Raw genomic sequence first — 21519 nt, 5'->3', positions numbered from 1 at the left:
TACTGGTCGACAAGATAATTTAGATACTAAATAAAAGGAGTGTTGTGAGCACCACCGCCACCCTGGCAACCCTGTCCGATTCCAACCACCTGGCCGACCCGAACTGGTGGCGCCAGGCCTCTGTGTACCAGATCTACCCCCGGAGTTTCTCAGACTCCAACGGTGATGCCATCGGTGACCTCAAGGGCATCACCGCCAAAGTGCCTTACCTGAAGTCGCTGGCAATCGACGCCGTGTGGCTCAGCCCGTTCTACCCCTCAGCCTTGGCGGACGGTGGCTACGACGTGGACGACTACCGCGACGTGGACCCCAAGCTCGGCACGCTTGCGGACTTTGACGAGATGGCGAACGCGCTGCACGGGGCCGGCATAAAGCTGATCGCCGACATCGTTCCCAACCACTCCTCGGACAGGCACAAGTGGTTCAGGGAAGCCCTCGCCTCGCCTAAAGGGTCACCCGCCCGGGACCGCTACATCTTCCGCGACGGCAAGGGCCCCAACGGTGAGTTCCCGCCGTCGGACTGGGACTCCGTCTTTGGCGGCCCGGCCTGGGAGCGCATCACTGAACCGGATGGCACCCCGGGCCAGTGGTACATGCACATCTTTGCCAAGGAACAGCCGGACTTGAACTGGTCCAACCGCGAAATCCGGGAGGACTTCCTCAAGACTTTGCGCTTCTGGTCCGACCGGGGTGTTGACGGGTTCCGGGTGGACGTGGCCCATGCCCTCACCAAGGACCTCACCGAGCCCCTGTTGTCCAAGCTGGAACTCAGCGAGCTCAACACCGGGGTGGATGGATTCGACGACGGCACCCACCCCTTCTGGGACAGGGACGAAGTCCACGAGATTTACGCCGAATGGCGCGAGGTGTTCAACGAGTACAACCCGCCGCGCACCGCCGTCGCGGAAGCCTGGGTCCACGCGACCCGGCGCGCCCGCTACGCCAGCCCGCAGGGCCTCGGCCAGGCGTTCAACTTCGACCTGCTGCAGGCCGATTTCGACGCCGGCGAATACAAGGAGATCATCACCCGGAACCTTGCCGAAGCGGCCTCCACCGGCGCCTCGTCCACCTGGGTGTTTTCCAACCACGACGTGGTCCGCCATGCCACCCGTTACGGCCTGCCCCAGGTGTCCAAGGGCAAGGACCGCACCAAAGGCCAGGACGGCAAGGACTGGCTGCTGGCCGGCGGCCCCAAGGAAGAACTGGACGTGGAGCTCGGCGAACGCCGTGCCCGCGCCGCCACCTTGCTGATGCTGGCCGTCCCCGGTTCTGCCTACCTGTACCAGGGCGAGGAACTCGGGCTGCAGGAAGTCGCCGAAATTCCCGAAGCGGAGCGCCAGGACCCCTCCTTCTTCCGCAACAAGGGCGTGGAAGTCGGCCGTGACGGCTGCCGTGTGCCGTTGCCCTGGAAGGTGGAGGGAACCTCCTTCGGCTTTGGTGACGGCGGCGCGCACCTGCCGCAGCCGGACTGGTTCAGCACGTACGCCGTTGAGGCGCAGGACGGCACCAAGGGCTCCACGCTGGAACTCTACCGCGCCGCCCTGAAGCTGCGCCGCGAACTGCAAACCGACGAAGAGCTGGAATGGGTAGAGACCGGCAACCCGGAAGTCCTGCACTTCCGCCGCCCCAACGGCTGGCAGTCAGTGACGAACTTCGGGGACACCGCCGTCGACCTTCCGGAAGGAACGGTCCTGGTCAGCAGCGCCCCCCTCGAGGGCGGCAAGCTGCCAGCCAACACCACGGCATGGCTGCGCTGATGCGCCCCTGCCATCCGGGGTGGCCGGCCTGATGCAGGAACTGATTTATGGCTGCATGGGCCTGGGCGGCAGCTGGTCCGACGAGCCGCATGCCGGCGAGCATGTGGACGAGGCCGCTGCCGCCGTCGAGGCCGCGCTCGATGCCGGCATCACCCTGTTTGACCACGCGGACATCTACCGCAGCGGCAAGTCGGAGGCCGTCTTCGGCGAGGTGCTGAGCGCAACGCCGGGGCTCCGGGACCGCATCCGGCTTCAGACCAAGTGTGGCATCCGGCTGAACGAGCGCGGCCTGCAGACGCATTACGACCTCAGCCGTGCGGCCATCTTGGAGCGGGTCAACGACAGCCTGAAGCGGCTGCGGTCGGAGTATGTGGACGTCCTCCTGCTGCACCGCCCTGACCCCCTGGCGGACCCTGCGGAGGTGGCCGCCGCCGTCGGGCAGCTGATGGCGGAAGGCAAGGTCCGGCAGCTGGGGGTGTCCAACATGTCCGGGGCGCAGATCGAGGCGCTGCAGGACCGGCTGGAAACTCCGGTGGTGGCAAACCAGCTGGAAATGAGCCTGCTCAAGCGGGCATGGCTGGAAAGCCAGGTGCTGGTCAACCACGCCGAGCACCTGGACTACAGCTTCCCGCACGGCACGCTGGAATACTGCACCCGGAACTCGATCACCCTGCAGGCCTACGGCTCACTGGCCCGCGGCCTGTACACCGGGGCGGAACCCGACAGCCCGACGTCGGCCGAAGCCGCCACGGGGAAACTGGTGTTGGAGCTGGCCAAGAGGTACGGCAGTTCGGGCGAGGCAGTCCTGCTGGGATGGCTGATGAAGCACCCGGCGGGCATCGCCCCGGTGATCGGAACGGTCAACCCCGGACGCATCCGGGCCTGCGCTGACGCTTCGCGCTTGGCACAGGTAATGAGCCGGGCCGACTGGTACCAGCTGTGGGTGACGGCGCGGGGAAGCAACATCCCCTGAACCACCCCAACCGGGTAGCAGCAAGTGCCGTTGTGAGGCGCAGAACGGCACTTGCTGCTACCTACTTTCATCAGGATTGAGTCATATGGGGTTTAGTTCGTATTGAACCTCCCGAGCGGGCCGTTTTCTGCCTCGTGCTGCTTCCAAGACCGATACGGTAGATACATGACGTCTACCATCGCCACCGAGACCGTAAGGCCGGAACGCAATATCCCAGCAGAGATCGCCCGTTCATGGCTCCTTGTTAATGCCATGAAGACCGAGCTTTTTGACCAGTCGGCCGTGTCCCGCGCCGACTCGATCATCCTGGATATTGAAGATGCTGTGGACCCTTCGCAGAAGGACCAGGCCCGGGGCCACGTGGTGGACTGGCTCACCGCAGGCGGCAAGGCCTGGGTCCGGATCAACGACGCCACGAGCCCGTTCTGGGCAGATGACTTGGCCGGCCTCCGCGGTACCCCCGGCCTCCTTGGCGTCATGCTGGCCAAGACCGAATCCGCCGACCAAGTGACGGAAAGCTTCCACCGCATGGACGGCAAGACCCCCGTCATCCCTTTGGTGGAATCCGCTGTCGGTATCGAGGAAGCCAACCAGATCGCCAAGGCACAGGGCGCTTTCCGCCTGGCGTTCGGCTCCGGTGACTTCCGCCGCGACACCGGCATGGCCGCCACTGCCGAGGCCATGGCCTACCCGCGCGCCAAGCTCGTGGTAGCCAGCCGCGTCGGCAACCTCCCGGGCCCCATCGACGGCCCCACCGTTGGCACCAACCACCCCATCCTGCGGGAGCAGACCGGCATCACCGTGATGATGGGCATGACCGGCAAGCTCTGCCTGGCCATCGACCAGACCCCCGTCATCAACGAGGTCATCAGCCCCACCCCGTCCGACGTCGCCTGGGCCACCGACTTCATGGCCGACTTCGAAGCCAACGGCCGCGTCATCCGTGACGGCTCCGACCTGCCCCGCCTGGGCCGCGCCGAGAAGATCATGAAGCTCGCGGTAGCCTTTGGGGTGCAGCCCGCGCTGTAGCACCTACATTCATTCCAGGAGACCCCGTGACCGATACCCGTTATCTGGTCCACGGGGTCTTTTGGCCCGCGCCGCCGGCCTCCTGCCCGGTCCTGCGGCTGCAGGCTCCGGACGGCACCTTCCGGGAATTAGCGCTCGACGGCGGTGCCCGCCTGGGCTTCCGGCTCGCCGCCGACGGGAAGTCCTGCCTTGGCCACCACCGCGTGCACGGTCCCGAGCACCGGGACCACGTCCTGTGCCCCGGCCGATCTCCGGCGGCCCGCGGGCACCAGTGTGAGCGGTGCTTTGTTGCGGACGATTTCCGGCTTATGCACGACTTCCACCGGGACGGCCGGGTTCCGCCGGGCCTGCGCAGCTACCTGATGCAGCCGCACTGGCTTTACGTTGCCACCTTCGCTGCCGGGGCAACCAAGGTGGGTACGGCATCAGATCTCCGAAAGTGGCAGCGGCTCGCCGAACAGGGGGCCGTGGTGGCCAGCTACGTCGCCCGTGCCGCTGACGGGCGCGTGGTGCGGCTGCTGGAGGACATGGTGACGCGCGACGGCGGGCTTCCACAGCAGGTGCGGTCAGCCGCCAAGGCTGCGGCCCTGGCCACTCCGGCTTCTGCGTCCTGGCTCACCCAACGCAACACCTTGCACGCAACCACCGCACGCCGGGTCATTTCCGCAGCAGGGCTGGACGGTTTCGAGGTGGTGGACGAGGGCTGGAACCGGCCCGGACTCGCGCAGCGGCTTTGCTCCGGAACCGCCCGCCACGCCTACCCGTACACGCTGGCTTCCGGGCAGCACGGGTTCACCATCCGGTCCGCGGCCGGAAGCTTTGTCCTGGCAGCCCTCAATGACGCCGATCTGGAATTCGTGGTGGACCTTGGCCAGCTGAAGGGCCGCACGATCGAACTGGGCCAGTACAGCTCCACAGTGCCGGCAGTCCAAGAGGCGCTGTTCTGACTCCGGCACTGCTGCCCGCCCGCCACCGGCGCACTCCGGTAACGGCGGCTCGTCCCGGTAGAATGGCAAGGTGCTGAACGAATTCTGGGCCACCGCGCCAACCCGCTACAAAGTCCTGGTCTTCGGCGCGATGGGACTGATCGCCGTCGGCATCATCCTGAACCTGGTGGGCAACACCAGCGGCAACTCCGCCCTCGCCACCGCATCCCTGCCGCTGCTCGGGTTGGGCCTGATTCTGCACATCGCCGGGATCGTGGTCCGTGGCCAGAGCATCCGCAAGAACCTGCGCCGGTAACCTTTCGGGCGGCTCCGGAGCCTGACGATAGGCTTGGGCCCATGACTATCAATCCGGACCTGCAGGGCAGAAGCTACCCTGCCGCAGAGGTGTACGACGTTGGCCGCGAGAAAATCCGCGAATTTGCCCGCGCCGTCAAAGCCACCCATCCTGCACACTTCGATGTTGACGCCGCCAAAGCCCTGGGCCACACCGACCTTGTTGCCCCGCCAACGTTTGCCATCATCATTGCCCAGCGCGCTGACGCCCAGCTCATTGAGGATCCGGAGGCAGGTATCGACTTCTCGCGCGTGGTCCACGCCGACCAGCGCTTCACCCACCACCGGCCCATCCTCGCCGGGGACCGCCTGGTTGCGGAGCTTCACGTGGACGGTGTCCGTGCCATGGGCGGCGGCGCGATGATCACCACGCGTTCGGAGATCTTCGCCCTTGGCGCGGATGACTCCCGGGAACCGGTCACCACCACCACGTCGTCCATCCTGGTCCGCGGAGAGGGACAGTAACCATGAGCCCCACGTTCAACGAACTCACGGCCGGCCAGGAAATCGGCAGCCGCACCATCGAGGTCACCCGCACCGACCTGGTCAAGTACGCCGGTGCTTCCGGCGACTTCAACCCCATCCACTGGAACGAGGCCTTTGCCACCGGCGTGGAGCTGCCCGGCGTCATTGCGCACGGCATGTTCACCATGGGCTCCGCCGTGCAGCTGGTCACTGACTGGGCAGGCGACCCGGCCGCCGTCGTCGACTTCCAGACCCGCTTCACCAAGCCGGTCCTGGTCACCGACACCACCGGGACCGCCGAACCCGGCGCCACTATCGAGGTCAGCGGCACCATCGGAAAGCTCGACGCCGAGGCCGGCACCGCGCGTGTTGACCTCACCGTGGTTTCCGCCGGGCAGAAAGTCCTGATGAAGGCCCAGGCCGTCGTCCGCCTTTCCTGAGGCCCCGCTGCCATCAGGCGCAGGTGTACAAAAGGACTGAGGGAGGCTGCCCCGGGGCAGCCTCCCTCAGTCCTTTTTCATGACAATGCTGCCCGGGTTCAGGAAGCCGAGGCGGCGGCGTTGTAGGTCGACTGAATGACAGAACCCCAGTATGGTCCGTACATCTTGGTGGAATTGCTCCCATAACCGTAGCTGTTGACCGAGTTTTGATACCCGCCGGACGAGCTGCCGATGAACCAGGGACCACCTGAGGAACCGCCGGTCATGTTGCACGGGATTCCTTGGGAGTTGAACTGCGGGTTGTAGGGATCGTTGGTTGCTGTGCCCGTGCAGCTCTTGAGCGATTCTCCATTGAAGGGTGCTGCTGCCGGATAGCCGAATGCCTTGTAGCTGAGGCCGCGGGCGGCATTGAACCGGACGCCGGAGGCTCCGACGACGTCTGCAAGGTTGCGGCCGTTCAGCTGTGACATGACGGCGAACCCTGTGTCGTACTGCATGCTGCCCGACGAGCTCCACTGGGTAGGAGCATAGAGGGCTTTGGCCGTCCACTTGCCGTAGGGTGCTGAGCCATTGAGATAGGCAGGCACGAAGGTGAACCTGGTTGCGAACGCGCCAGGGCCTTCATTGAGGCAGTGGCCCGCTGTGGAAACAGTGTTTCTGTTGCCCGACGCCACCGAGTTTGCCGAGCAGACATAGTCCGCTCCGCCCAGGGTAAAGAACACCTTGCCGATGTGCGGCACCGGGTTCTCGCTGGCATTCACCAGCGGTTGGACTGAGGGGTCCGAACCCTTGATTCTGCTTTCAGCTCCCTTACCGACTGCTTCGTCGGCGTACGGAGTGTTGGCCTTCTGCCGCGCCAGTGCCTTCTTCGCCAGCACTTCGCCGGGTATGGCTGCCCGCATGCGTTCCGACGTCCAGTAGTCGGGGTCGGCAGTGCCGGCAGTCCTGGTGCTGCTCACGCCGTGAACTTCCTTGTGCTCCGGAGCAGGGGGTGCCGCCGTGGCGCCGCCTGCCGAGGCGAGGGTGAATAGTGCGGCTGTGGATAGGCTCATGAGGCTCGTGGCCAGAGTCCTGGATATTGTCATAGCTGTCCTATGCGTTTGCCGGGAAGCGAACCCTTGTATGTGATCCGCTGGGGTTGAAACTACGCAGGTATGACAAGTTTGTAAATATCTAATACTGGTTTTGTTTCTTAATTATCGATCTTGTTAATCGCCGATCGGATCCAGATGGTGGTGCCGCCCAGGGCCCCCTTGAGTTTGCCTAGTATTGTGGTCTGGTGACTTCCACCCTGCTTTCCCAGCTCACCACGGCCGCCGTCGGCGGCCCGGCCGCTGCCTACATCGAGGCACGGACCGAGTCTGAGATCATCAACGCCGTCCGCAACGCCGATGCAGCCGGTGAGCCGCTGCTGATCCTCAGCGGTGGCTCCAACCTGCTGATTTCCGACGACGGGTTCCCCGGGACGGTGGTGAGGATCGTCTCTGAAGGGTTCACCGTCAACGCGGAGGACTCCTGCGGAGGCGTTGCCGTGGTGGTTCAGGCAGGGCACAACTGGGACAAGCTGGTGGAGCACGCCGTTCTTCACGCCTGGTCCGGGGTCGAGGCCCTCGCCGGCATCCCGGGCTCAACCGGCGCAACCCCGGTGCAGAACGTGGGCGCCTACGGCTCGGACGTTTCCCAGACCATCGCTGTTGTCCGCACCTGGGACCGGGAGCGGAATGCCGTGAAAACCTTCACCAATTCGGAGCTGAAGTTCGGGTACCGGGACTCCATCCTGAAGCAGACCACGGTTAACGGCTCGCCCCGCTACGTGGTTCTCACCGTTGAGTTTCAACTGCCCCTGGGGCGGATGAGCGCCCCCATCCGGTACGCGGAACTGGCACGATCGCTGGGGGTGGAGCAGGGCAAGCGCGCCTACTCCACTGACGTGCGCCGGGAAGTGCTCCGACTGCGTGCTTCCAAGGGCATGGTCTTGGATCCCGAGGACCGGGACACGTACTCCACGGGTTCTTTCTTCACCAACCCCATCGTCCCGGCCGAGGTTGCCGCTGCGCTTCCGGAAGGGGCGCCCCGGTACCCCGCAGGCCAGGACGGGCTGGTGAAGCTTTCCGCTGCGTGGCTGATCGACCAATCCGGCTTCAGCAAGGGCTTTGGCCTGGAGCCCGGGAGCGTCAGCGGGGGCCGTGCGTCCCTGTCCACAAAGCACACCCTGGCCATCACCAACCGCGGCTCGGCCAGTGCGGCGGACGTGGTGGCGGTGGCGCGGGAGGTGCGTTCCGGCGTCGAACAGCGCTTTGGCATCACACTGCACCCGGAACCACTGCTTATCGGCTTGGAACTGTAGCCCGCGGTTCAGTGGGAGCCCCGGTGGAAGTTCCGCCCGTTGCCTCGGTGCCGAGTCCCATAACCGCCGAGGCCCAGCCGGCGCTGGCCAGGTAGAGCCCCATAAACAGCCAGACGAGCAGGCCAGGGGCCAGCGGGTTTGCGGTGCCGGCCACCACGCAGGTCGCCAAACCGCCGGCGGCGATGGCGATGGACAGCACCCAGAGAACCTTTCCGGCCCGGGGGTGCCGCCGCCAGTCGCGGAACACCCGCAGCCCGTTGCGGCTCACGCTGATAGCCGGGAAGAGCACCGCGTAGCCGCCGCCCAGGCATAGCGCCAGGGACGGTAAAAGGAGCAGGGGATCGGAGCTGCCGCTCTCCACAAAGCCGGGCAAGGAAGCCACCCCCAGGACTGTTCCCGCCAGGACGGAAACTGTCCCGCCAAGCATCCACTGCTTCGTTCTTAAATCAAGCAACTGCCACAAACTCCCCAAAGTCATGCCTCTACCCTAATGGTCCGTGCCGCAGGCCGGTCCGGAGCCTAGGATGGGCCCATGGCTGCAAGGGTGGGGAACCGTGTTGACCGCCGAACCATGGGCAGGCTGCGGCTGGTGTCCCAACGGCTGGTGTCCCAACGGCTGGTGCCGCTTCCGGCCGTGCCACCCGCCCCTGACGTCTCCGGGTCTGTAGCCGGGACGGTCCGGTGGATGACAGCAATGCAGGCCCAGGACCTGCAGGCAGCGATCTGGGCTGTGGGCGCCAGGGTACCGGGAGTGGGTTTGAGTGATGTCCGGTCCGCCCTCGATTCGGGTGCTGTGGTCCGGTCGTGGCCGATGCGCGGCACATTGCACTTCGTGGCGCCTGAGGATCTGCACTGGATGCTGGACCTCACTGCAGAGCGGTTAACGAAGAGTATCGCCGCCCGGCACCGCGAACTGGGCATCACGTGGGCGGACATCGAGAAGTGCCGGGGCATTGCGCTGGAACGGCTTGCCGGGGGCGGGGCTGCCAGCCGGGCGGAGCTCTTCCAGGTGTTCGACGCCGCGGGGCAGCCTACCGAGGGCCAGCGGGGCATCCACATCCTGGGAACATTGTGCCGGCACGGCTGGCTGGTGCAGGGGCCGCTGGCCGGGAACCAGCAGCTGATGGTGGGCTTCGAAGACTGGATTCCGGTGTCGCGGAAACTGGAGCGGCAGCAGGCCGTCGCGGAGTTTCTGCTGCGCTACTTCCGCAGCCATGGTCCGGCAACGGTCCGGGACTTCGCCTGGTGGACGCAGCTTCCCCTGACCGAGGTCCGGGCGGCGTTCGAGGACGTTAAAGGGCAACTCGTGGAGCTTGAGTTCGAGGGCACAAGCTACTGGCTTTCCGCGGAGACGGCGTCCCTGCTCGACTCCGGTGTACCCGGCCAGCGGTCCGTGCTCCTGCTGCCTGGCTTTGACGAGTTCGTGCTGGGCTATATGGACCGGAGCCTGGTCCTGGCGCCCGAGCACGCCAACAAGATCGTCCCTGGCGGTAACGGCGTCTTCAAGAAAACCTTGGCGGCCGGGGGAGAAGTGATAGGCACCTGGGCCGTCGAGGGCAAAGGCCAGCGCGCCGCCGTCGTGCCTGGGCTGTTCGACGACGCCCGGCCGCTCGGTCCGGCAGCACAGGCCGCCTTCGACCGCGCAGCCCGGAGCTACCTCAAGTTCCTGGAAGGCTGACGGGCTGCACTGCACGCGCAGCCCTGCCCCGCATAAGCGGTCCGGGCGGGACCGTTTGTGCGGGGCAGGGCCGCTATCAAGGGCAGCTGGCGGGTTACAGGTTCCCGGTGGCGATGTTGAGCATGCGGCGCAGCGGCTCGGCGGCGCCCCAGAGGAGCTGGTCGCCCACGGTGAAGGCGCTGATGTACTGCGGGCCCATCTCCATCTTGCGGATGCGGCCTACGGGGATATCCAGGGTGCCTGAGGCGGCGACGGGCGTCAGCTCCGCCATGGAGGCTTCCTTGGTGTTCGGAACCACCTTGGCCCACTGGTTGTCCTCGTCCAGGAGCTTCTCGATCTCGGCGACGGACAGGTCCTCGCGGAGCTTGAGGGTGAGGGCCTGGGAGTGGGACCGCATGGCGCCAATGCGGACGCAGAGTCCGTCCATGATCACGCGGTTTTCCTCGCCGGTGCCGAGGATCTTGTTGGTCTCCACCCCGGCCTTCCACTCTTCCTTGGACTGTCCATTGCCGAGGTCGGCGTCGATCCAGGGGATGAGGGAGCCGGCAAGCGGCACGCCGAACTGCGTGGCATCGATGCCGGTGCGCTGGTGGGCAAGGACTTTGCGGTCGATGTCCAATATGGCCGACGCCGGGTCGTCCAGTTCCGAGCTGACCTCGGCGTTGAGCGTACCGAACTGGCTGAGGAGCTCACGCATGTGCCGGGCACCGCCGCCGGAGGCAGCCTGGTAGGTCATGGAGGTGCCCCACTCCACCAGTCCGTTCTTGAACAGGCCGCCAAGGCCCATAAGCATGCAGGACACGGTGCAGTTGCCGCCGATGAAGTCCTTGGTGCCGTTCACCAGGCCCTTGTCGATGACGTCCCTGTTGATAGGGTCCAGGACGATGATCGAATCGTCGTTCATGCGCAAGGTGGACGCGGCGTCGATCCAGAGGCCGTCCCACCCGCGGCTGCGGAGCTCACCGTGGACCTGCTTGGTGTAATCGCCGCCCTGGGCGGTGACAATAATGGGCAGCTTCGCGAGGGTGTTGATGTCGAACGCGTTCTCGAGCTTGCCGGCGCTGCCTTCTGCTATACCAGCAAGCGACGGCGCGGCACCTCCCGCGTTCGAGGTGGAGAAGAACACCGGGTTGATGTTGGCGAAGTCGCCTTCGTCCTGCATGCGCTGCATCAGGACGGAACCGACCATGCCGCGCCATCCGACCAGGCCGACGGAAGGGGTAGCTGCTGTAGTCATCCGTCCAGTTTAGACGCCGGAACAGGCAGGGCGCAGTCGGTTACGTCACTCTGGCGGCTGCGAACGGGGCCCGACCTGGAGTCGATCGAAGACCAGGCTGCCACTACCTGTCGAACTGGTGGCGGCGGAACCAGGGTCACTGGGACACATGGCCGGCGCCGGGCTCGGGGGCGCCCCGCTCTTTGCGTACCTGGGTGGCGCGGTGCTCGTCACGGGCCAGGCCAAAGGTGTACCAGGCGCCCAGCCCCGCCAGGGCAGAGAGGATAAGTGCCGCCCAAAACGGCGGCTCACCCTGCGCCAGGGGCATTAGCAGTATTAGCCACGAAGCACCGAACAAAAGGCCCAGCACGGCTGTAAGGATCCCCATGCCCCACCAGGACCGCACCTGTACCTGTCCGCGGCCTGGCGAAAAACCAATTTCGTCGCTGGGGTAGCTGTGCAGCTCACCGGTATCCGTTTTTCGAAGGACGCGTTTTTCGCCCCGGGCGAGGGCCTGCTTGTGTTCGGCATAGACATCGTCGTTGCGGCGTTCGCGGTCACGGTCGAATGGCATGTCAGTCCTGACGGATGGTGCGGATCTGGGCAAGGAGAGCGGCGTCATCAAGCCCGGCGGTTTCAGAAATATCCTGCTGCCCGCGGCTGGAGGTGCCGACGGTCCATGTTCCCTCGTCCTTCTTTACATAAAGGGTTTGGCCGGTGGCCTCCTCGCGGCGGCGCAGCGTGGCGCCGCCCTGGGGGTTGTCGCGCAGGTGCTGCTTGACTACCAGGAGATTGGCTTCAGCGGCGGTAAGATCAGGCCGCTGTGCCATGGCCCACCACGTGAAGTAGGCGCGGGGCTGGAAAATCAGCTTAATGTCAGGGCTTTCGACTCCGATGACGCTGTCGCCGCCCTCCGGGGTGAGCAACGAAATTTCCATGCGGCGGGTAGCGGAAGAGAGCGCCGTAGCGATGGCGGCGGTGGGCCCCGCTACGGCGAGCTTCCCGTCGGCTTCGGCTGTAGCAAGGCCACGGGCCACCAGCGACGAGGCGCCGGCGCTGATCATGTCGGTGTTGCCCAGGTAGCTGTCCACCCGTAACGCCTCGGCGCTCAAGACGGAGGCATCCCCGCCCTGGAGGCTGGCAAGGGTGGCAATTTCAGCGAAACCAAAACCGAGCGCGTCCGGTACGGCTGTTGTTTCCGTTGGGGTTTCAGTCATCGTCAATGCCTCTCGTTGTGTACTCAGAACCCAAAGAAGTCACCGACCTTTTCGGCCGCGTCTCCAGCGCCTTCCCAGGCTGCCTCGGCGCCGTCGGCGATGGATCCTCCGATGGCATTCACTGTTTCCTTGACGATGGGAACATTGTCGTAAATGGCCAGGGCGCCGGAGGCCACCATGGCTGCCGTGCCCACAGGAGGCGGCGCGAAGCTTGCCACGCCCAGTCCTGCCTTGATGCCAGAGTAAACGGCACCTCCGGCGTCCCCTTCGCTGATGTTGTTGACCGTATCCAGCAGGTCAAGGCCAACGCCGACTCCTCCGAGGACTTTGCCGCCCACCTCGAAGAACGTGGCGGCCTTACCGCCTTCGGCAAGATTCAGCGCTGTATCCCACCTGCCGTCGAACAACTCCGAGGACGTGTTGAAGTACTGGCTCAGGATGTTCGAATCCTGGAATGCCCTTGCTACCTCGCGGAAGTCCTTGGAGAAGAATTCGCCGACAGAGTCGGCCTTGCCAATGAAAGCGCCAAGATCGAACAGGCCAGCCCGTAAGTTGGGGAAGGCCTTGGTCAGGTTGTAGATGTCCCAGCCGTCGCGAAACGGGGAATCGGGGTCGGCTATCCAATCCGGTCCCCATGGATTATCGGATGGCGAGCGGCCCGTGCCCTGGCCACCGACGCTGCCTGGCACGCCCATACCGGGTCCGCCCGTGCCAGGCCCGGCGCTCCTGCCAGCCCCGCCGGTGCTGCTCGCCCTGTCCTGCTCTTCGGCATGGGTGAGCAGGAGCTTGGACTCCTGCTTCAGGCGTGCCGCAGTTTTCTGCAGGAGTGTACGGTGGCTGCCGTTCCAATCGGACCTGAAGTGCTCGGCGTCCTGGCCCTTCCACGCCGGCGTGTTGTTGATCTGGCCGCTCAGCTGCGTGGACTGCTGCAGCAACAGGTCGGCCGTCTTACTGAACTGCCGTGCCAGCGTGCGCAGCTGGTCGACGTCCGCGCCCCACAGATTTCCTGACACCTGGCTTCCCCCAATATTCGAGCAGCTCCTGACGGCTGCAGGCCCAGCCTAGTAACAACCTGGTTCGGGCGCGATGGGGTGGTCTCCCCATGACCCGGACTTACGTCGGCTAGTGGCGCTCCGGTTCCTCCAGCACGGCTGCTTTCCGGGCGCGCAGGGCAAAGAACGCGCCGAAGGCGAACACCTGCGTCACCACGACGAGCACAATGGCCCCGGCGATCTTGTTGCCGCCCAGGACCATCGTGAGCCCAACGATGGCGGACAGTAGCGCCAGCAGGGGGAGCAGCATGTAGCCCAGCACAAAAAGGGTTTCCGGTTTCTTCAACATTCCTAGCCCTCAGTCCTTGACCATTTAGTAAACCTGTAGCGTGTGCCGTTGGCGCCGGTCAGCCAGCCGTCCGGCGGGACGGAGGCGGACGCTTCCCAACTGGTGCCAAGCTCGGGGGCGAAAGTGTCGCCGTCGGAATCGACGTCGATGGTGGTGACCACCGCGACGTTGGCGAGCTCGGTGGACTGGCGGAAAATCTCGCCGCCGCCCAGGATCCAGACGGTTTCGCCGCCGTCGACGAACTGGGACTCAAGCAACGCGTCATCAAGGGAGGAGACCACGACGGCGCCTTCCGCCTCGGGCGTGTCGGCCCAGCTTTTCTGCCGGGTGATCACGATGTTGGTCCGGCCGGGCAGGGGTCGGTACTTCTCCGGAAAGGACAGCCAGGTCTTGCGGCCCATCACTACGGGGTGGCCCATGGTCAGCCGGTTGAAGTGCTTGAGGTCCTCGGGCAGGTGCCAGGGCATGTCGCCGTCTTTGCCGATGACCCCGTCGGGCGTCTGGGCCCATACCAGTCCCACGCCCGTCACCGACGCTGCCAGTTCCTCCGTGAAGGACTGCGGATCGGTCGAATTCTCCGTGCTCATACCGCGATCGGAGCCTTGATAGTGGGGTGGTGCTGGTAGCCCACCACTTCGAAGTCGTCCAGGGTGTAGTCGAAGATCGAGGCCGGTTTCCGGATGATTTTCAGCTGCGGGTACTCGTACGGCTGCCGGTCCAGCTGCTTGAGGACCTGGTCCATGTGGTTCTCGTAGATGTGCACGTCGCCGCCGGTCCAGACGAATTCGCCCGGCTCGAGTCCCACCTGCTGTGCCACCATGCAGGTGAGCAGCGCATAGGAGGCGATATTGAACGGCACGCCCAGGAACACGTCTGCGGAGCGCTGGTACAGCTGGCATGAGAGCTTGCCGTCGGCCACGTAGAACTGGAAGAACGCGTGGCACGGCGGCAGTGCCATGTCATCGAGTTCGGCGACGTTCCAGGCCGAGACGATGTGCCGGCGGGAGTCCGGATTGGATTTCAGGGTCTCGATGAGTTCGGCAATCTGGTCGATGTGCCCGCCGTCCGGGGTGGGCCAGCTGCGCCACTGGACGCCGTAGACGGGTCCCAGGTCGCCGTCGGCGTCGGCCCACTCATTCCAGATGGTGACGCCCTGGTCCTGCATCCATTTCACGTTCGTTTCGCCGCGCAGGAACCACAGGAGCTCTACTGCCACGGACTTGAAATGGACCCGCTTGGTGGTGATCAGCGGAAAACTCGTGGTCAGGTCAAAGCGCATTTGGCGCCCGAAAACGCTGGTGGTTCCGGTTCCAGTGCGGTCCGATTTGTGCGTGCCGGAAGCCAGGACATCGCGCAGGAGGTCTTCATAAGGCGTTGGGATGCTCACGGCTCAAGTCTACTTTGGTTGCCAACGCCGCCAGCCCAGCCGCACCTAGTCATCAAAAGGCTTGAACTGCTCCACGGCAACAATCCGGTTCTTACCGCCCGGAGCCACATGGCACACCACCAGTTCGCCGGGGGACAGGTACGGCTCGTCCGCCGGCAGGAGGGCGCCCAGATGCGACGACATGTGTTTGGCCAGCTGCCCGAACACGGTGGGCAGCGCCGGGCGGTGGGTGCAGACGGCGACTGGACGCTGCTTATCGAGCAGGGCCTCGATGACTGCCGCGGTCTTCTTGGGACTCCGTTGGTGCCGGTGCTCCGTCAGGGCTTCGGCCAGTTTCACCTTCGCGCCGGTTGCCTTGGCATACGGCGCAACTGTGGCGACGCACCGGAGCCACGGGCTGGTGACAACCCGGGGCGGCTTCCACGCCTGAAGCAGCCGGCCGACAGCCTGGGCCTGGCGCGTTCCGGTGGCAGCCAACGGCCGCTCGCCTTCCGCCTTGGTCCATGACGAGCGGGGTTTGGCTTTTGCGTGGCGGACCACCAGGAGGGGCCAGGTGTCCAGTTCCCCACGCTCATGGGCCTGGCGCAGGCACTCCAGGGGCTCGACGTCGGACGGGTTGGAAAGCAGCTTGGCCGCCTTTTCCGGGGCGCACCACATCACACTGTCCACCTCTTTGCCGTCCGGTACCAGCCTTCCGCCACCGTTGACTTTGACGGCCCAGTAATGGACGACCTTCAGGCCGGACGCTACGTGGTAGTGGATGGGCGGCAGGGGAATCCCCAAGGGCGCGTCCAGCCCGATCTCCTCCCGGACTTCGCGGACGGCGCATTCGGGGACGGTCTCGCCGTCGTCGATCTTGCCCTTTGGCCAGGACCAGTCGTCGTAGCGGGGGCGGTGGATCAGCAGGACTTCAAGCTGGTCCTTCGTGACCCTCCAGGGCAGGGCGCCGGCGGCAGTGACTGCTACCGGTTCTCCTGGGTGGTCTGTCTGGTCTGCTACGAGTGCGTCGCTCGACAAAACAGCAGCCCTTACCGTCGGCTCAGGCTGCGCTGCCGAGGCCGCGACGCCAGCAGGAAGGACTGGACGTCCTCAAGTTTCCTGCCGTCGTCGGCCAGATGGTGACGTGACCAGTTCCCCTCGTTGTCCAGGTGCCAGCTCGCGGTTTCCGGGGCCATGTAGCGGCGCAACAGGTCCAGGACATAGTTGATGTCATCGGGAGCGGCCAGTTGGACCAGGGCCTCTACCCGTCGGTCCAGGTTGCGGTGCATCATGTCCGCGGACCCGATATACACCACCGGATCCCCGCCGTTGGCGAAGGCGAACACGCGGGAATGCTCCAGGAACCTGCCCAGGACGGAGCGGACGGTGATGTTGTCGCTGAGCCCTGGCACTCCCGGGCGCAGCGAGCAGATGCCGCGGACCACGACGTCCACCTTTACCCCGGCCTGGGATGCCCGGTACAGCGAATCGATGATGGCCTCGTCCACCATGGAGTTGACCTTGATCTGGACGCGGGCCGGCAGCCCGGCGCGGGCGTTCCGGATCTCAGTTTCGATCCGGTCGATCAGCCCGGAACGCACCGAACGCGGCGCAACCAGAAGCCGCTTGAAAGTTGACTTGGGGGCGTAACCGGAGAGCTGGTTGAAGAGCTTGGAAAGGTCCTCGCCCACCTGGTCGTTCGCGGTCAGGAGGCCCAGGTCCTCGTAGTAGCGGGCCGTACGCGGATGGTAGTTGCCTGTCCCGATGTGGCAGTAGCGGCGCAGCCCGTCCACTTCCTGGCGCACCACCAGTGAGAGCTTGCAGTGGGTCTTCAGGCCCACGATGCCGTACACCACGTGCACGCCGGCCTGTTCCAGCTTTCGGGCCCAGGAGATGTTCGCCTGTTCGTCAAACCTTGCCTTGATCTCCACCAGGGCCAGGACCTGCTTGCCGGCCTCGGCCGCATCGATCAGGGCATCAACGATGGGGGAGTCGCCGGAGGTGCGGTACAGGGTCTGCTTGATGGCCTGGACCTTGGGGTCCGCTGCGGCCTGCTCAAGGAAGGCCTGGACCGAGGTGGAAAACGAGTCGTACGGGTGATGGAGCAGGATGTCCCGGCGGCGCATCGCCGCAAAGACGTTGGCAGCCTTGGAGGTCTCGGACTCGTTCAGGTACCGGGAGGTATGTGGAACGTGCTTGGGGTAGTGCAGGTCGGCGCGGTCAATGCCCGCAATCACCGACAGGCCCCGGAGGTCCAGCGGGGCCGGGACCGAGTAGACCTCGGATTCCTCGACGCCCAGTTCCCGGATCAGCAGCGCCCGGATGTTGGGGTTGATGTCGTTGGTGACCTCCAGCCGCACAGGGGGGCCGAAGCGGCGGCGCAGCAATTCCTTTTCGAGCGCCTGCAGCAGGTTCTCGGCGTCGTCCTCTTCAACCTCCACATCCTCGTTCCGGGTGACCCGGAAGGTGTGGTGTTCCAGGACCTCCATCCCGGCAAACAGCTTGTCCAAGTGAACCGCAATGACTTCCTCAAGCGCGATGAAGCGCGCCACCCGGCCGGCTACCGCTCCGGCACGCGGGCCGTCGATGGATATGAGCCGCGGCAGCTGGTCCGGCACCTTGACGCGGGCGAACAGCTCCTTGTCGCTGACCGGGTTCCGCACCACGACGGCCAGGTTGAGGGAGAGACCCGAAATGTAGGGGAACGGGTGCGCCGGGTCCACCGCCAGGGGCGTCAGGATGGGGAACACCTTTTCGGCGAACATCTGGCTGAGCTGCTGCTTGGCCGCATCATCGAGTTCGTCCCAGTGCATGAGGTGTATATGCTCGTACGCCAGGGCCGGACGGATCTGTTCTGCGAAGACCCGCGCGTGGCGCTGCTGGAGCCGGTGGGCTTCCTCCCCGATTTTTTCAAGCACTTCCACCGGGCTCAGGCCCGCGGGGGACGGGACCGCCAGTCCCGTTGCGATGCGCCGCTTCAGGCCGGCCACGCGGACCATAAAGAACTCGTCCAGGTTTGACGCGAAAATGGACAGGAAGCTCACCCGTTCCAACAGGTGCAGGGAAGCGTCTTCGGCGAGCTCAAGGACCCTCGAGTTGAAGCTGAGCCAGCTCAGTTCCCGGTCAAGGAAGCGGTCCGGCCGGATGTCGCCCTCAGGTTCCAGGTTGGGCGCAAAATCCGGAATGTCGATCCGGTCCTGCGTGGCCCGCGACGCCGGAACCTCCGAGGAGCCGAATCGGGCGCGCACAGGGACTGGAGTCTCCTGGGACGTGGCTGCTCCGGAAGGTTCCGGGTTCATGGCATCTCCTTTACCTGGCGCTTGAACTGCCGTTTCCGGCCGGCGCGGTTCTGTTTCAACCATACAAGCATTCACTGCCCGGGCGCCTTTGATTTACCGCCTTCGGGCGCCTGCGTCAGGGGATTGGACTAACCCGCCGCCGGGCCGTACATCACGTCCATGTCCCAACGGGTGAAGCCCAGGCGGCGGTACAGGGACACTGCCGGGGCGTTATCGGCGTCGACGTACAGCATCACCGCGTGCAGCCCCAAGTCCTGCAGGTACTTGATGCCCGCCACTGTCAGGGCTTTGCCCAGGCCTGAACCTTGGGCTTCCGGGGTCACCCCCACCACGTAGATTTCACCGATAGGGGGGTGCGAGCCGTGGCTCGGATGCACCTTGGTCCAGTGGTACCCCAGCAACCGGCCGTTCCCGTTCACGGCAAGGAGGAAGCCCGCGGGATCAAACCAATCCTCAGCCATCCGGGCATCAAGGTCCGCGCGGGTGAGGCTGCCCTGCTCCGGGTGGTGGGAAAAGGCGGCGCGGTTGGCTGCCAGCCAGGCGTCCTCATCCTGGCCGGGCACAAAAGCCCGGATCACAACGCCTTCCGGAAGGGCGACGTCGGGAAGGTCCGCAGCCGCCGTCGTCATCCGCATCTTCCACAGCTCCCGCACGGGGACGTAGCCGTAGCGCGCGGCAAGGTCGGCCGCCGCTTCATGGTTGCCGTGGGACCACGCCTTCAGTCCCTGCAGCCCGCGCTGGTCCTGAAGGGCACCAACGAGGCGGTCGGCGACGCCCTGGTTGCGGTAGCTGGGGTGTACCGCGATTTCCACCACGCCGTTGCCGTCCGGCTCTTCGACCACCGTAGCGAAGCCTGCAAGGTCCTGGCCGGAGGAGGGATCAGAGTCCTCGTCCGGGGCATAGAGGGCCAAGGTCAGCAGCTTGTGTTCCACGGAGTCGCCGGCGCGCATGCTGATGAGGGTCTGCTCTGAGATAGATGGGTTGCCGTCCGACTCTTCCGCCGCCGACAGGAGACCGATGCAGTCCTTCAGGAGCTGCTGGTCAACACCGCCTTGAACAACATGGACGGGCCACTTCTCAGGGTGCGCTGGAGTCATGAGGCAAGGCTATACGGGTTCGCCGGACGCCGGACCGCGAAGCCCGGGGTCAGGCTTCCGTCAGCTCGTCTTCTTGCTGCCGCACCAGGGTGAGCCGGTAGCCAACGTTGCGGACAGTGCTGATGAGGTTTTCGTGGTCGGCGCCCAGCTTGGCGCGCAGGCGCCGGACATGGACATCCACGGTACGGGTGCCGCCGTAGTAGTCGTAGCCCCATACTTCGGTGAGCAGCTGCTGCCGGGTGAATACGCGGCCGGGGTGCTGCGCCAGGTACTTCAGGAGTTCAAATTCCTTGAACGTCAGGTTCAGGGGTGCCCCGTTCACGCGGGCGGTGTAGCTCGCCTCATCGATGACGACGCCGGCGGCACGGATCTCGGACGGCGTGTCCTCCTGTTCGGGCACAGCCCGGGCGACCGACAGCCGGATGCGGGCCTCCACCTCGGCAGGGCCAGCTGATTCCAGCACGATGTCGTCCACGGCCCAGGCAGAGGAGACAGCAGCCATGCCGCCTTCGGTGAGGATCAGCACCAGCGGGGCGCTGAGTCCGGTGGCTTTGAGCAGCTGGGTGAGGGAACGGGCCCCCACCAGGTCCTTGCGGGCATCCAGCAGCACAATGTCGCAGGGGTCGGTCTCCAGCAGCGCTGTTGGCTCGGCGGGAAGGATATGAACGCGGTGGTTTAGCAACTCCAGGGCAGGCAAAATGTCCACCGAAGAACCGGTGCTGTTCGTCAGTAACAGGATGTGCGACATTGTTCCTCCAAGGGCCGTCCGCGCATCGTTGGGCGACTGAACCGGATTTTCACCGGCCTGTACTGGCTCCCTGCCACGGTTTGGGACTCTGCCAGGGCAGCGGTCCGGCCACTTCAGCAGGGAACTTAGCTGAGCTCCGAGTATACCCGCAGGCCCTGCCTGCACCATTGATTCGGCCCTGATGAGAGTACGTTTTGCGACATAACCCGTTCACATAAGGCAGGATTGTGGCAGGGCCGGATGCCCTGCCGCCGAGGGCGGACCGCCTTCGAAGGTCAATGCAGGATGGGATGCATCGCGTGAGTGCACAGACTAAGCCCGGGCCGGGATCCGTATGACGGCGGAACTGCAGGCGCCCGCCCGCTCGCTGGGCTCGTGGACCATCGGCGTGGTGGGAATCGTAGGGCTGGCTGCCATCATCGCGGGGGTCTATACATCCCGGGAGGCCCTCGTCGCCGTTGCCGTGGCCAGCGCGGCTGCGGTGGGCATCGGCTGGCCGCACTTCCTCCGAATTCCTGCCAAAAAGACGCTCGCGGCGGTGATTGCCCTGGCCGGGGCCGGGTCCGCGCTCGCTGCCGCGTATGCCCCCGCTCCCGGCTACCTCGATTGGACGCCGCCCTTTATTGCACTCGGCATGATGGCCGTTTTTGTGGTGCAGCTCATCCGCGGAACAGGGCAGGCGCAGCGGCTGGAGTCAACCCTCGGCTGCTCGGCAGGAGTGCTGCTCGCCTGCCTCGGCGCGGGCTGGATCGCCGGCGCACGGTTCAACGGGGTGCGCGAGATGCTGCTCGTGGCGGCGATCAGCGCGGCCGTTGCCCTGCTGGCAGGATTGATCAGGTGGCCGGACAGTATTATTGCGCCCCTGGGCATCGTTCTCGCGGGACTTGCCGGTCCGCTCGCCGGGCTGGTGCTCTCGGATATCGCTGTCCTGCCGGCGGCCATTTTTGGTGTGGTGGTAGGTGCGGTCCTGGTGAGTTTCCGCCGGCTCGTAACGCTGCGCGGCGCTCCGATTAACGTTCCTGCTGCCTTTAGCATGGGCTTGGCGCCTGTCTCGGCGGTGGGTTCCCTGGCTTACTTCATAGACAAACTACTCATCTACTAACGCGTTAGGATGGCATCATGTCCGTACTTGCTTTTGAAATCTTCTTCCTTGTCCTGCTCGGCATCGCCAGCCTCTCCATGGCATGGTTTGCCGGCTTTGTGGTTTACCGCCTGTTCAAAGGCCAGAAGTAGACCCTTTCCGGAGCTAGCCGTTTTCCGAGGTAA

At 65.1% G+C, this 21519-nt stretch carries 23 protein-coding genes; 10 read left to right on the top strand and 13 right to left on the bottom strand.

Annotation, left to right across the window (positions count from 1 at the left end; all coding sequences use genetic code 11):
• The first annotated feature begins 44 nt into the window (after positions 1-44).
• The 7 genes from AC5RUQ_RS08375 to AC5RUQ_RS08345 all read left to right on the top strand — a co-directional run bounded on the left by AC5RUQ_RS08375 (position 45) and on the right by AC5RUQ_RS08345 (position 5944).
• Positions 45-1757 (top strand): glycoside hydrolase family 13 protein, encoded by a 1713-nt coding sequence (locus tag AC5RUQ_RS08375; protein WP_493946838.1) that lies wholly within the window; start codon positions 45-47, stop codon positions 1755-1757.
• Between the two features lie 31 nt (positions 1758-1788).
• Complete coding sequence (locus tag AC5RUQ_RS08370) at positions 1789-2730, top strand: aldo/keto reductase (RefSeq protein ID WP_493946837.1); 942 nt, start codon at positions 1789-1791, stop codon at positions 2728-2730.
• 165 nt (positions 2731-2895) lie between these two features.
• Positions 2896-3759, top strand: a complete 864-nt coding sequence (locus AC5RUQ_RS08365) for an HpcH/HpaI aldolase/citrate lyase family protein (protein WP_493946836.1) — start codon at positions 2896-2898, stop codon at positions 3757-3759.
• A 26-nt stretch (positions 3760-3785) separates the two neighbouring features.
• The gene (locus AC5RUQ_RS08360) at positions 3786-4706 is read left to right on the top strand and encodes a DUF2797 domain-containing protein (RefSeq protein ID WP_493946835.1); all 921 of its coding nucleotides are present in this window, start codon (positions 3786-3788) and stop codon (positions 4704-4706) included.
• 70 nt (positions 4707-4776) lie between these two features.
• Positions 4777-5001, top strand: a complete 225-nt coding sequence (locus AC5RUQ_RS08355) for a DUF3188 domain-containing protein (RefSeq protein WP_493946834.1) — start codon at positions 4777-4779, stop codon at positions 4999-5001.
• Between the two features lie 41 nt (positions 5002-5042).
• Positions 5043-5504 (top strand): FAS1-like dehydratase domain-containing protein, encoded by a 462-nt coding sequence (locus AC5RUQ_RS08350; protein ID WP_493946833.1) that lies wholly within the window; start codon positions 5043-5045, stop codon positions 5502-5504.
• A gap of 2 nt (positions 5505-5506) precedes the next feature.
• The gene (locus AC5RUQ_RS08345; RefSeq protein WP_493946832.1) at positions 5507-5944 is read left to right on the top strand and encodes a MaoC family dehydratase; all 438 of its coding nucleotides are present in this window, start codon (positions 5507-5509) and stop codon (positions 5942-5944) included.
• Positions 5945-6042: 98 nt separating this feature from the next.
• Here the strand turns inward: AC5RUQ_RS08345 and AC5RUQ_RS08340 are convergent, their stop codons facing one another.
• Positions 6043-7029 carry a trypsin-like serine peptidase gene (locus AC5RUQ_RS08340; protein ID WP_493946831.1) on the bottom strand — a complete coding sequence of 329 codons (987 nt, stop codon included), beginning with the start codon at positions 7027-7029 and terminating at the stop codon, positions 6043-6045.
• 194 nt (positions 7030-7223) lie between these two features.
• On the opposite strand from AC5RUQ_RS08340, the gene AC5RUQ_RS08335 reads away from it, so the two are divergent.
• On the top strand, positions 7224-8291 hold the full coding sequence (locus AC5RUQ_RS08335; protein ID WP_493946830.1) for a UDP-N-acetylmuramate dehydrogenase: 1068 nt from the start codon (positions 7224-7226) through the stop codon (positions 8289-8291).
• Here the strand turns inward: AC5RUQ_RS08335 and AC5RUQ_RS08330 are convergent.
• Positions 8272-8769, bottom strand: a complete 498-nt coding sequence (locus tag AC5RUQ_RS08330; protein WP_493946829.1) for a hypothetical protein — start codon at positions 8767-8769, stop codon at positions 8272-8274. The two genes, AC5RUQ_RS08335 and AC5RUQ_RS08330, sit on opposite strands and share 20 nt — an antisense overlap.
• A 54-nt stretch (positions 8770-8823) precedes the next feature.
• Between AC5RUQ_RS08330 and AC5RUQ_RS08325 the strand changes: the two genes are divergently transcribed.
• Positions 8824-9969 (top strand): winged helix DNA-binding domain-containing protein, encoded by a 1146-nt coding sequence (locus AC5RUQ_RS08325; RefSeq protein ID WP_493946828.1) that lies wholly within the window; start codon positions 8824-8826, stop codon positions 9967-9969.
• Between the two features lie 94 nt (positions 9970-10063).
• On the opposite strand, the gene asd is transcribed toward AC5RUQ_RS08325, so the two are convergent.
• From asd to AC5RUQ_RS08270, 11 genes are all read right to left on the bottom strand, one after another.
• Positions 10064-11206 (bottom strand): aspartate-semialdehyde dehydrogenase, encoded by a 1143-nt coding sequence (gene asd / locus AC5RUQ_RS08320; protein WP_493946827.1) that lies wholly within the window; start codon positions 11204-11206, stop codon positions 10064-10066.
• Positions 11207-11342: 136 nt separating this feature from the next.
• Positions 11343-11759: a hypothetical protein gene (locus tag AC5RUQ_RS08315; protein ID WP_493946826.1), complete on the bottom strand. Its 417-nt coding sequence runs from the start codon at positions 11757-11759 to the stop codon at positions 11343-11345.
• Between the two features lies 1 nt (position 11760).
• Positions 11761-12402: a hypothetical protein gene (locus tag AC5RUQ_RS08310; RefSeq protein ID WP_493946825.1), complete on the bottom strand. Its 642-nt coding sequence runs from the start codon at positions 12400-12402 to the stop codon at positions 11761-11763.
• A 23-nt stretch (positions 12403-12425) separates the two neighbouring features.
• Positions 12426-13415, bottom strand: a complete 990-nt coding sequence (locus AC5RUQ_RS08305) for a WXG100 family type VII secretion target (RefSeq protein WP_493946824.1) — start codon at positions 13413-13415, stop codon at positions 12426-12428.
• A 109-nt stretch (positions 13416-13524) separates the two neighbouring features.
• Positions 13525-13743 (bottom strand): NF038396 family protein, encoded by a 219-nt coding sequence (locus tag AC5RUQ_RS08300; protein WP_493946823.1) that lies wholly within the window; start codon positions 13741-13743, stop codon positions 13525-13527.
• 2 nt (positions 13744-13745) lie between these two features.
• Positions 13746-14330 carry a dihydrofolate reductase gene (locus AC5RUQ_RS08295; RefSeq protein ID WP_493946822.1) on the bottom strand — a complete coding sequence of 195 codons (585 nt, stop codon included), beginning with the start codon at positions 14328-14330 and terminating at the stop codon, positions 13746-13748.
• Positions 14327-15130 (bottom strand): thymidylate synthase, encoded by an 804-nt coding sequence (locus AC5RUQ_RS08290; protein ID WP_493946821.1) that lies wholly within the window; start codon positions 15128-15130, stop codon positions 14327-14329. The genes AC5RUQ_RS08295 and AC5RUQ_RS08290 overlap by 4 nt, the downstream gene beginning before the upstream one ends.
• A gap of 45 nt (positions 15131-15175) precedes the next feature.
• Positions 15176-16147, bottom strand: a complete 972-nt coding sequence (locus tag AC5RUQ_RS08285) for an NUDIX hydrolase (protein ID WP_493946820.1) — start codon at positions 16145-16147, stop codon at positions 15176-15178.
• 11 nt (positions 16148-16158) lie between these two features.
• Positions 16159-18408, bottom strand: a complete 2250-nt coding sequence (locus AC5RUQ_RS08280; RefSeq protein ID WP_493946819.1) for an RNA degradosome polyphosphate kinase — start codon at positions 18406-18408, stop codon at positions 16159-16161.
• 128 nt (positions 18409-18536) lie between these two features.
• On the bottom strand, positions 18537-19505 hold the full coding sequence (gene mshD, locus AC5RUQ_RS08275; RefSeq protein WP_493946818.1) for a mycothiol synthase: 969 nt from the start codon (positions 19503-19505) through the stop codon (positions 18537-18539).
• A gap of 49 nt (positions 19506-19554) precedes the next feature.
• The gene (locus tag AC5RUQ_RS08270) at positions 19555-20253 is read right to left on the bottom strand and encodes a winged helix-turn-helix transcriptional regulator (RefSeq protein WP_163161846.1); all 699 of its coding nucleotides are present in this window, start codon (positions 20251-20253) and stop codon (positions 19555-19557) included.
• 334 nt (positions 20254-20587) lie between these two features.
• On the opposite strand from AC5RUQ_RS08270, the gene AC5RUQ_RS08265 reads away from it, so the two are divergent.
• Positions 20588-21355 (top strand): permease, encoded by a 768-nt coding sequence (locus AC5RUQ_RS08265; protein ID WP_493946817.1) that lies wholly within the window; start codon positions 20588-20590, stop codon positions 21353-21355.
• The last annotated feature ends 164 nt before the right edge of the window (positions 21356-21519 follow it).

This window comes from Arthrobacter sp. MDT2-3, from assembly GCF_059090465.1.
This window is presented reverse-complemented; position numbering and strand designations above follow the sequence as displayed.

Excerpts from the sequence above, each read along its gene's own strand:
- AC5RUQ_RS08270 (WP_163161846.1), bottom strand. The coding sequence starts at position 20,253 with ATGTCGCACATCCTGTTACTGACGAACAGCACCGGTTCTTCGGTGGAC.
- AC5RUQ_RS08340 (WP_493946831.1), bottom strand. The coding sequence starts at position 7,029 with ATGACAATATCCAGGACTCTGGCCACGAGCCTCATGAGCCTATCCACA.
- AC5RUQ_RS08280 (WP_493946819.1), bottom strand. The coding sequence starts at position 18,408 with ATGAACCCGGAACCTTCCGGAGCAGCCACGTCCCAGGAGACTCCAGTC.
- AC5RUQ_RS08365 (WP_493946836.1), top strand. The coding sequence starts at position 2,896 with ATGACGTCTACCATCGCCACCGAGACCGTAAGGCCGGAACGCAATATC.
- AC5RUQ_RS08295 (WP_493946822.1), bottom strand. The coding sequence starts at position 14,330 with ATGAGCACGGAGAATTCGACCGATCCGCAGTCCTTCACGGAGGAACTG.
- AC5RUQ_RS08265 (WP_493946817.1), top strand. The coding sequence starts at position 20,588 with ATGACGGCGGAACTGCAGGCGCCCGCCCGCTCGCTGGGCTCGTGGACC.
- AC5RUQ_RS08300 (WP_493946823.1), bottom strand. The coding sequence starts at position 13,743 with ATGTTGAAGAAACCGGAAACCCTTTTTGTGCTGGGCTACATGCTGCTC.
- AC5RUQ_RS08350 (WP_493946833.1), top strand. The coding sequence starts at position 5,043 with ATGACTATCAATCCGGACCTGCAGGGCAGAAGCTACCCTGCCGCAGAG.
- mshD (WP_493946818.1), bottom strand. The coding sequence starts at position 19,505 with ATGACTCCAGCGCACCCTGAGAAGTGGCCCGTCCATGTTGTTCAAGGC.
- AC5RUQ_RS08330 (WP_493946829.1), bottom strand. The coding sequence starts at position 8,769 with ATGACTTTGGGGAGTTTGTGGCAGTTGCTTGATTTAAGAACGAAGCAG.
- AC5RUQ_RS08325 (WP_493946828.1), top strand. The coding sequence starts at position 8,824 with ATGGCTGCAAGGGTGGGGAACCGTGTTGACCGCCGAACCATGGGCAGG.
- AC5RUQ_RS08345 (WP_493946832.1), top strand. The coding sequence starts at position 5,507 with ATGAGCCCCACGTTCAACGAACTCACGGCCGGCCAGGAAATCGGCAGC.
- asd (WP_493946827.1), bottom strand. The coding sequence starts at position 11,206 with ATGACTACAGCAGCTACCCCTTCCGTCGGCCTGGTCGGATGGCGCGGC.
- AC5RUQ_RS08310 (WP_493946825.1), bottom strand. The coding sequence starts at position 12,402 with ATGACTGAAACCCCAACGGAAACAACAGCCGTACCGGACGCGCTCGGT.
- AC5RUQ_RS08315 (WP_493946826.1), bottom strand. The coding sequence starts at position 11,759 with ATGCCATTCGACCGTGACCGCGAACGCCGCAACGACGATGTCTATGCC.
- AC5RUQ_RS08370 (WP_493946837.1), top strand. The coding sequence starts at position 1,789 with ATGCAGGAACTGATTTATGGCTGCATGGGCCTGGGCGGCAGCTGGTCC.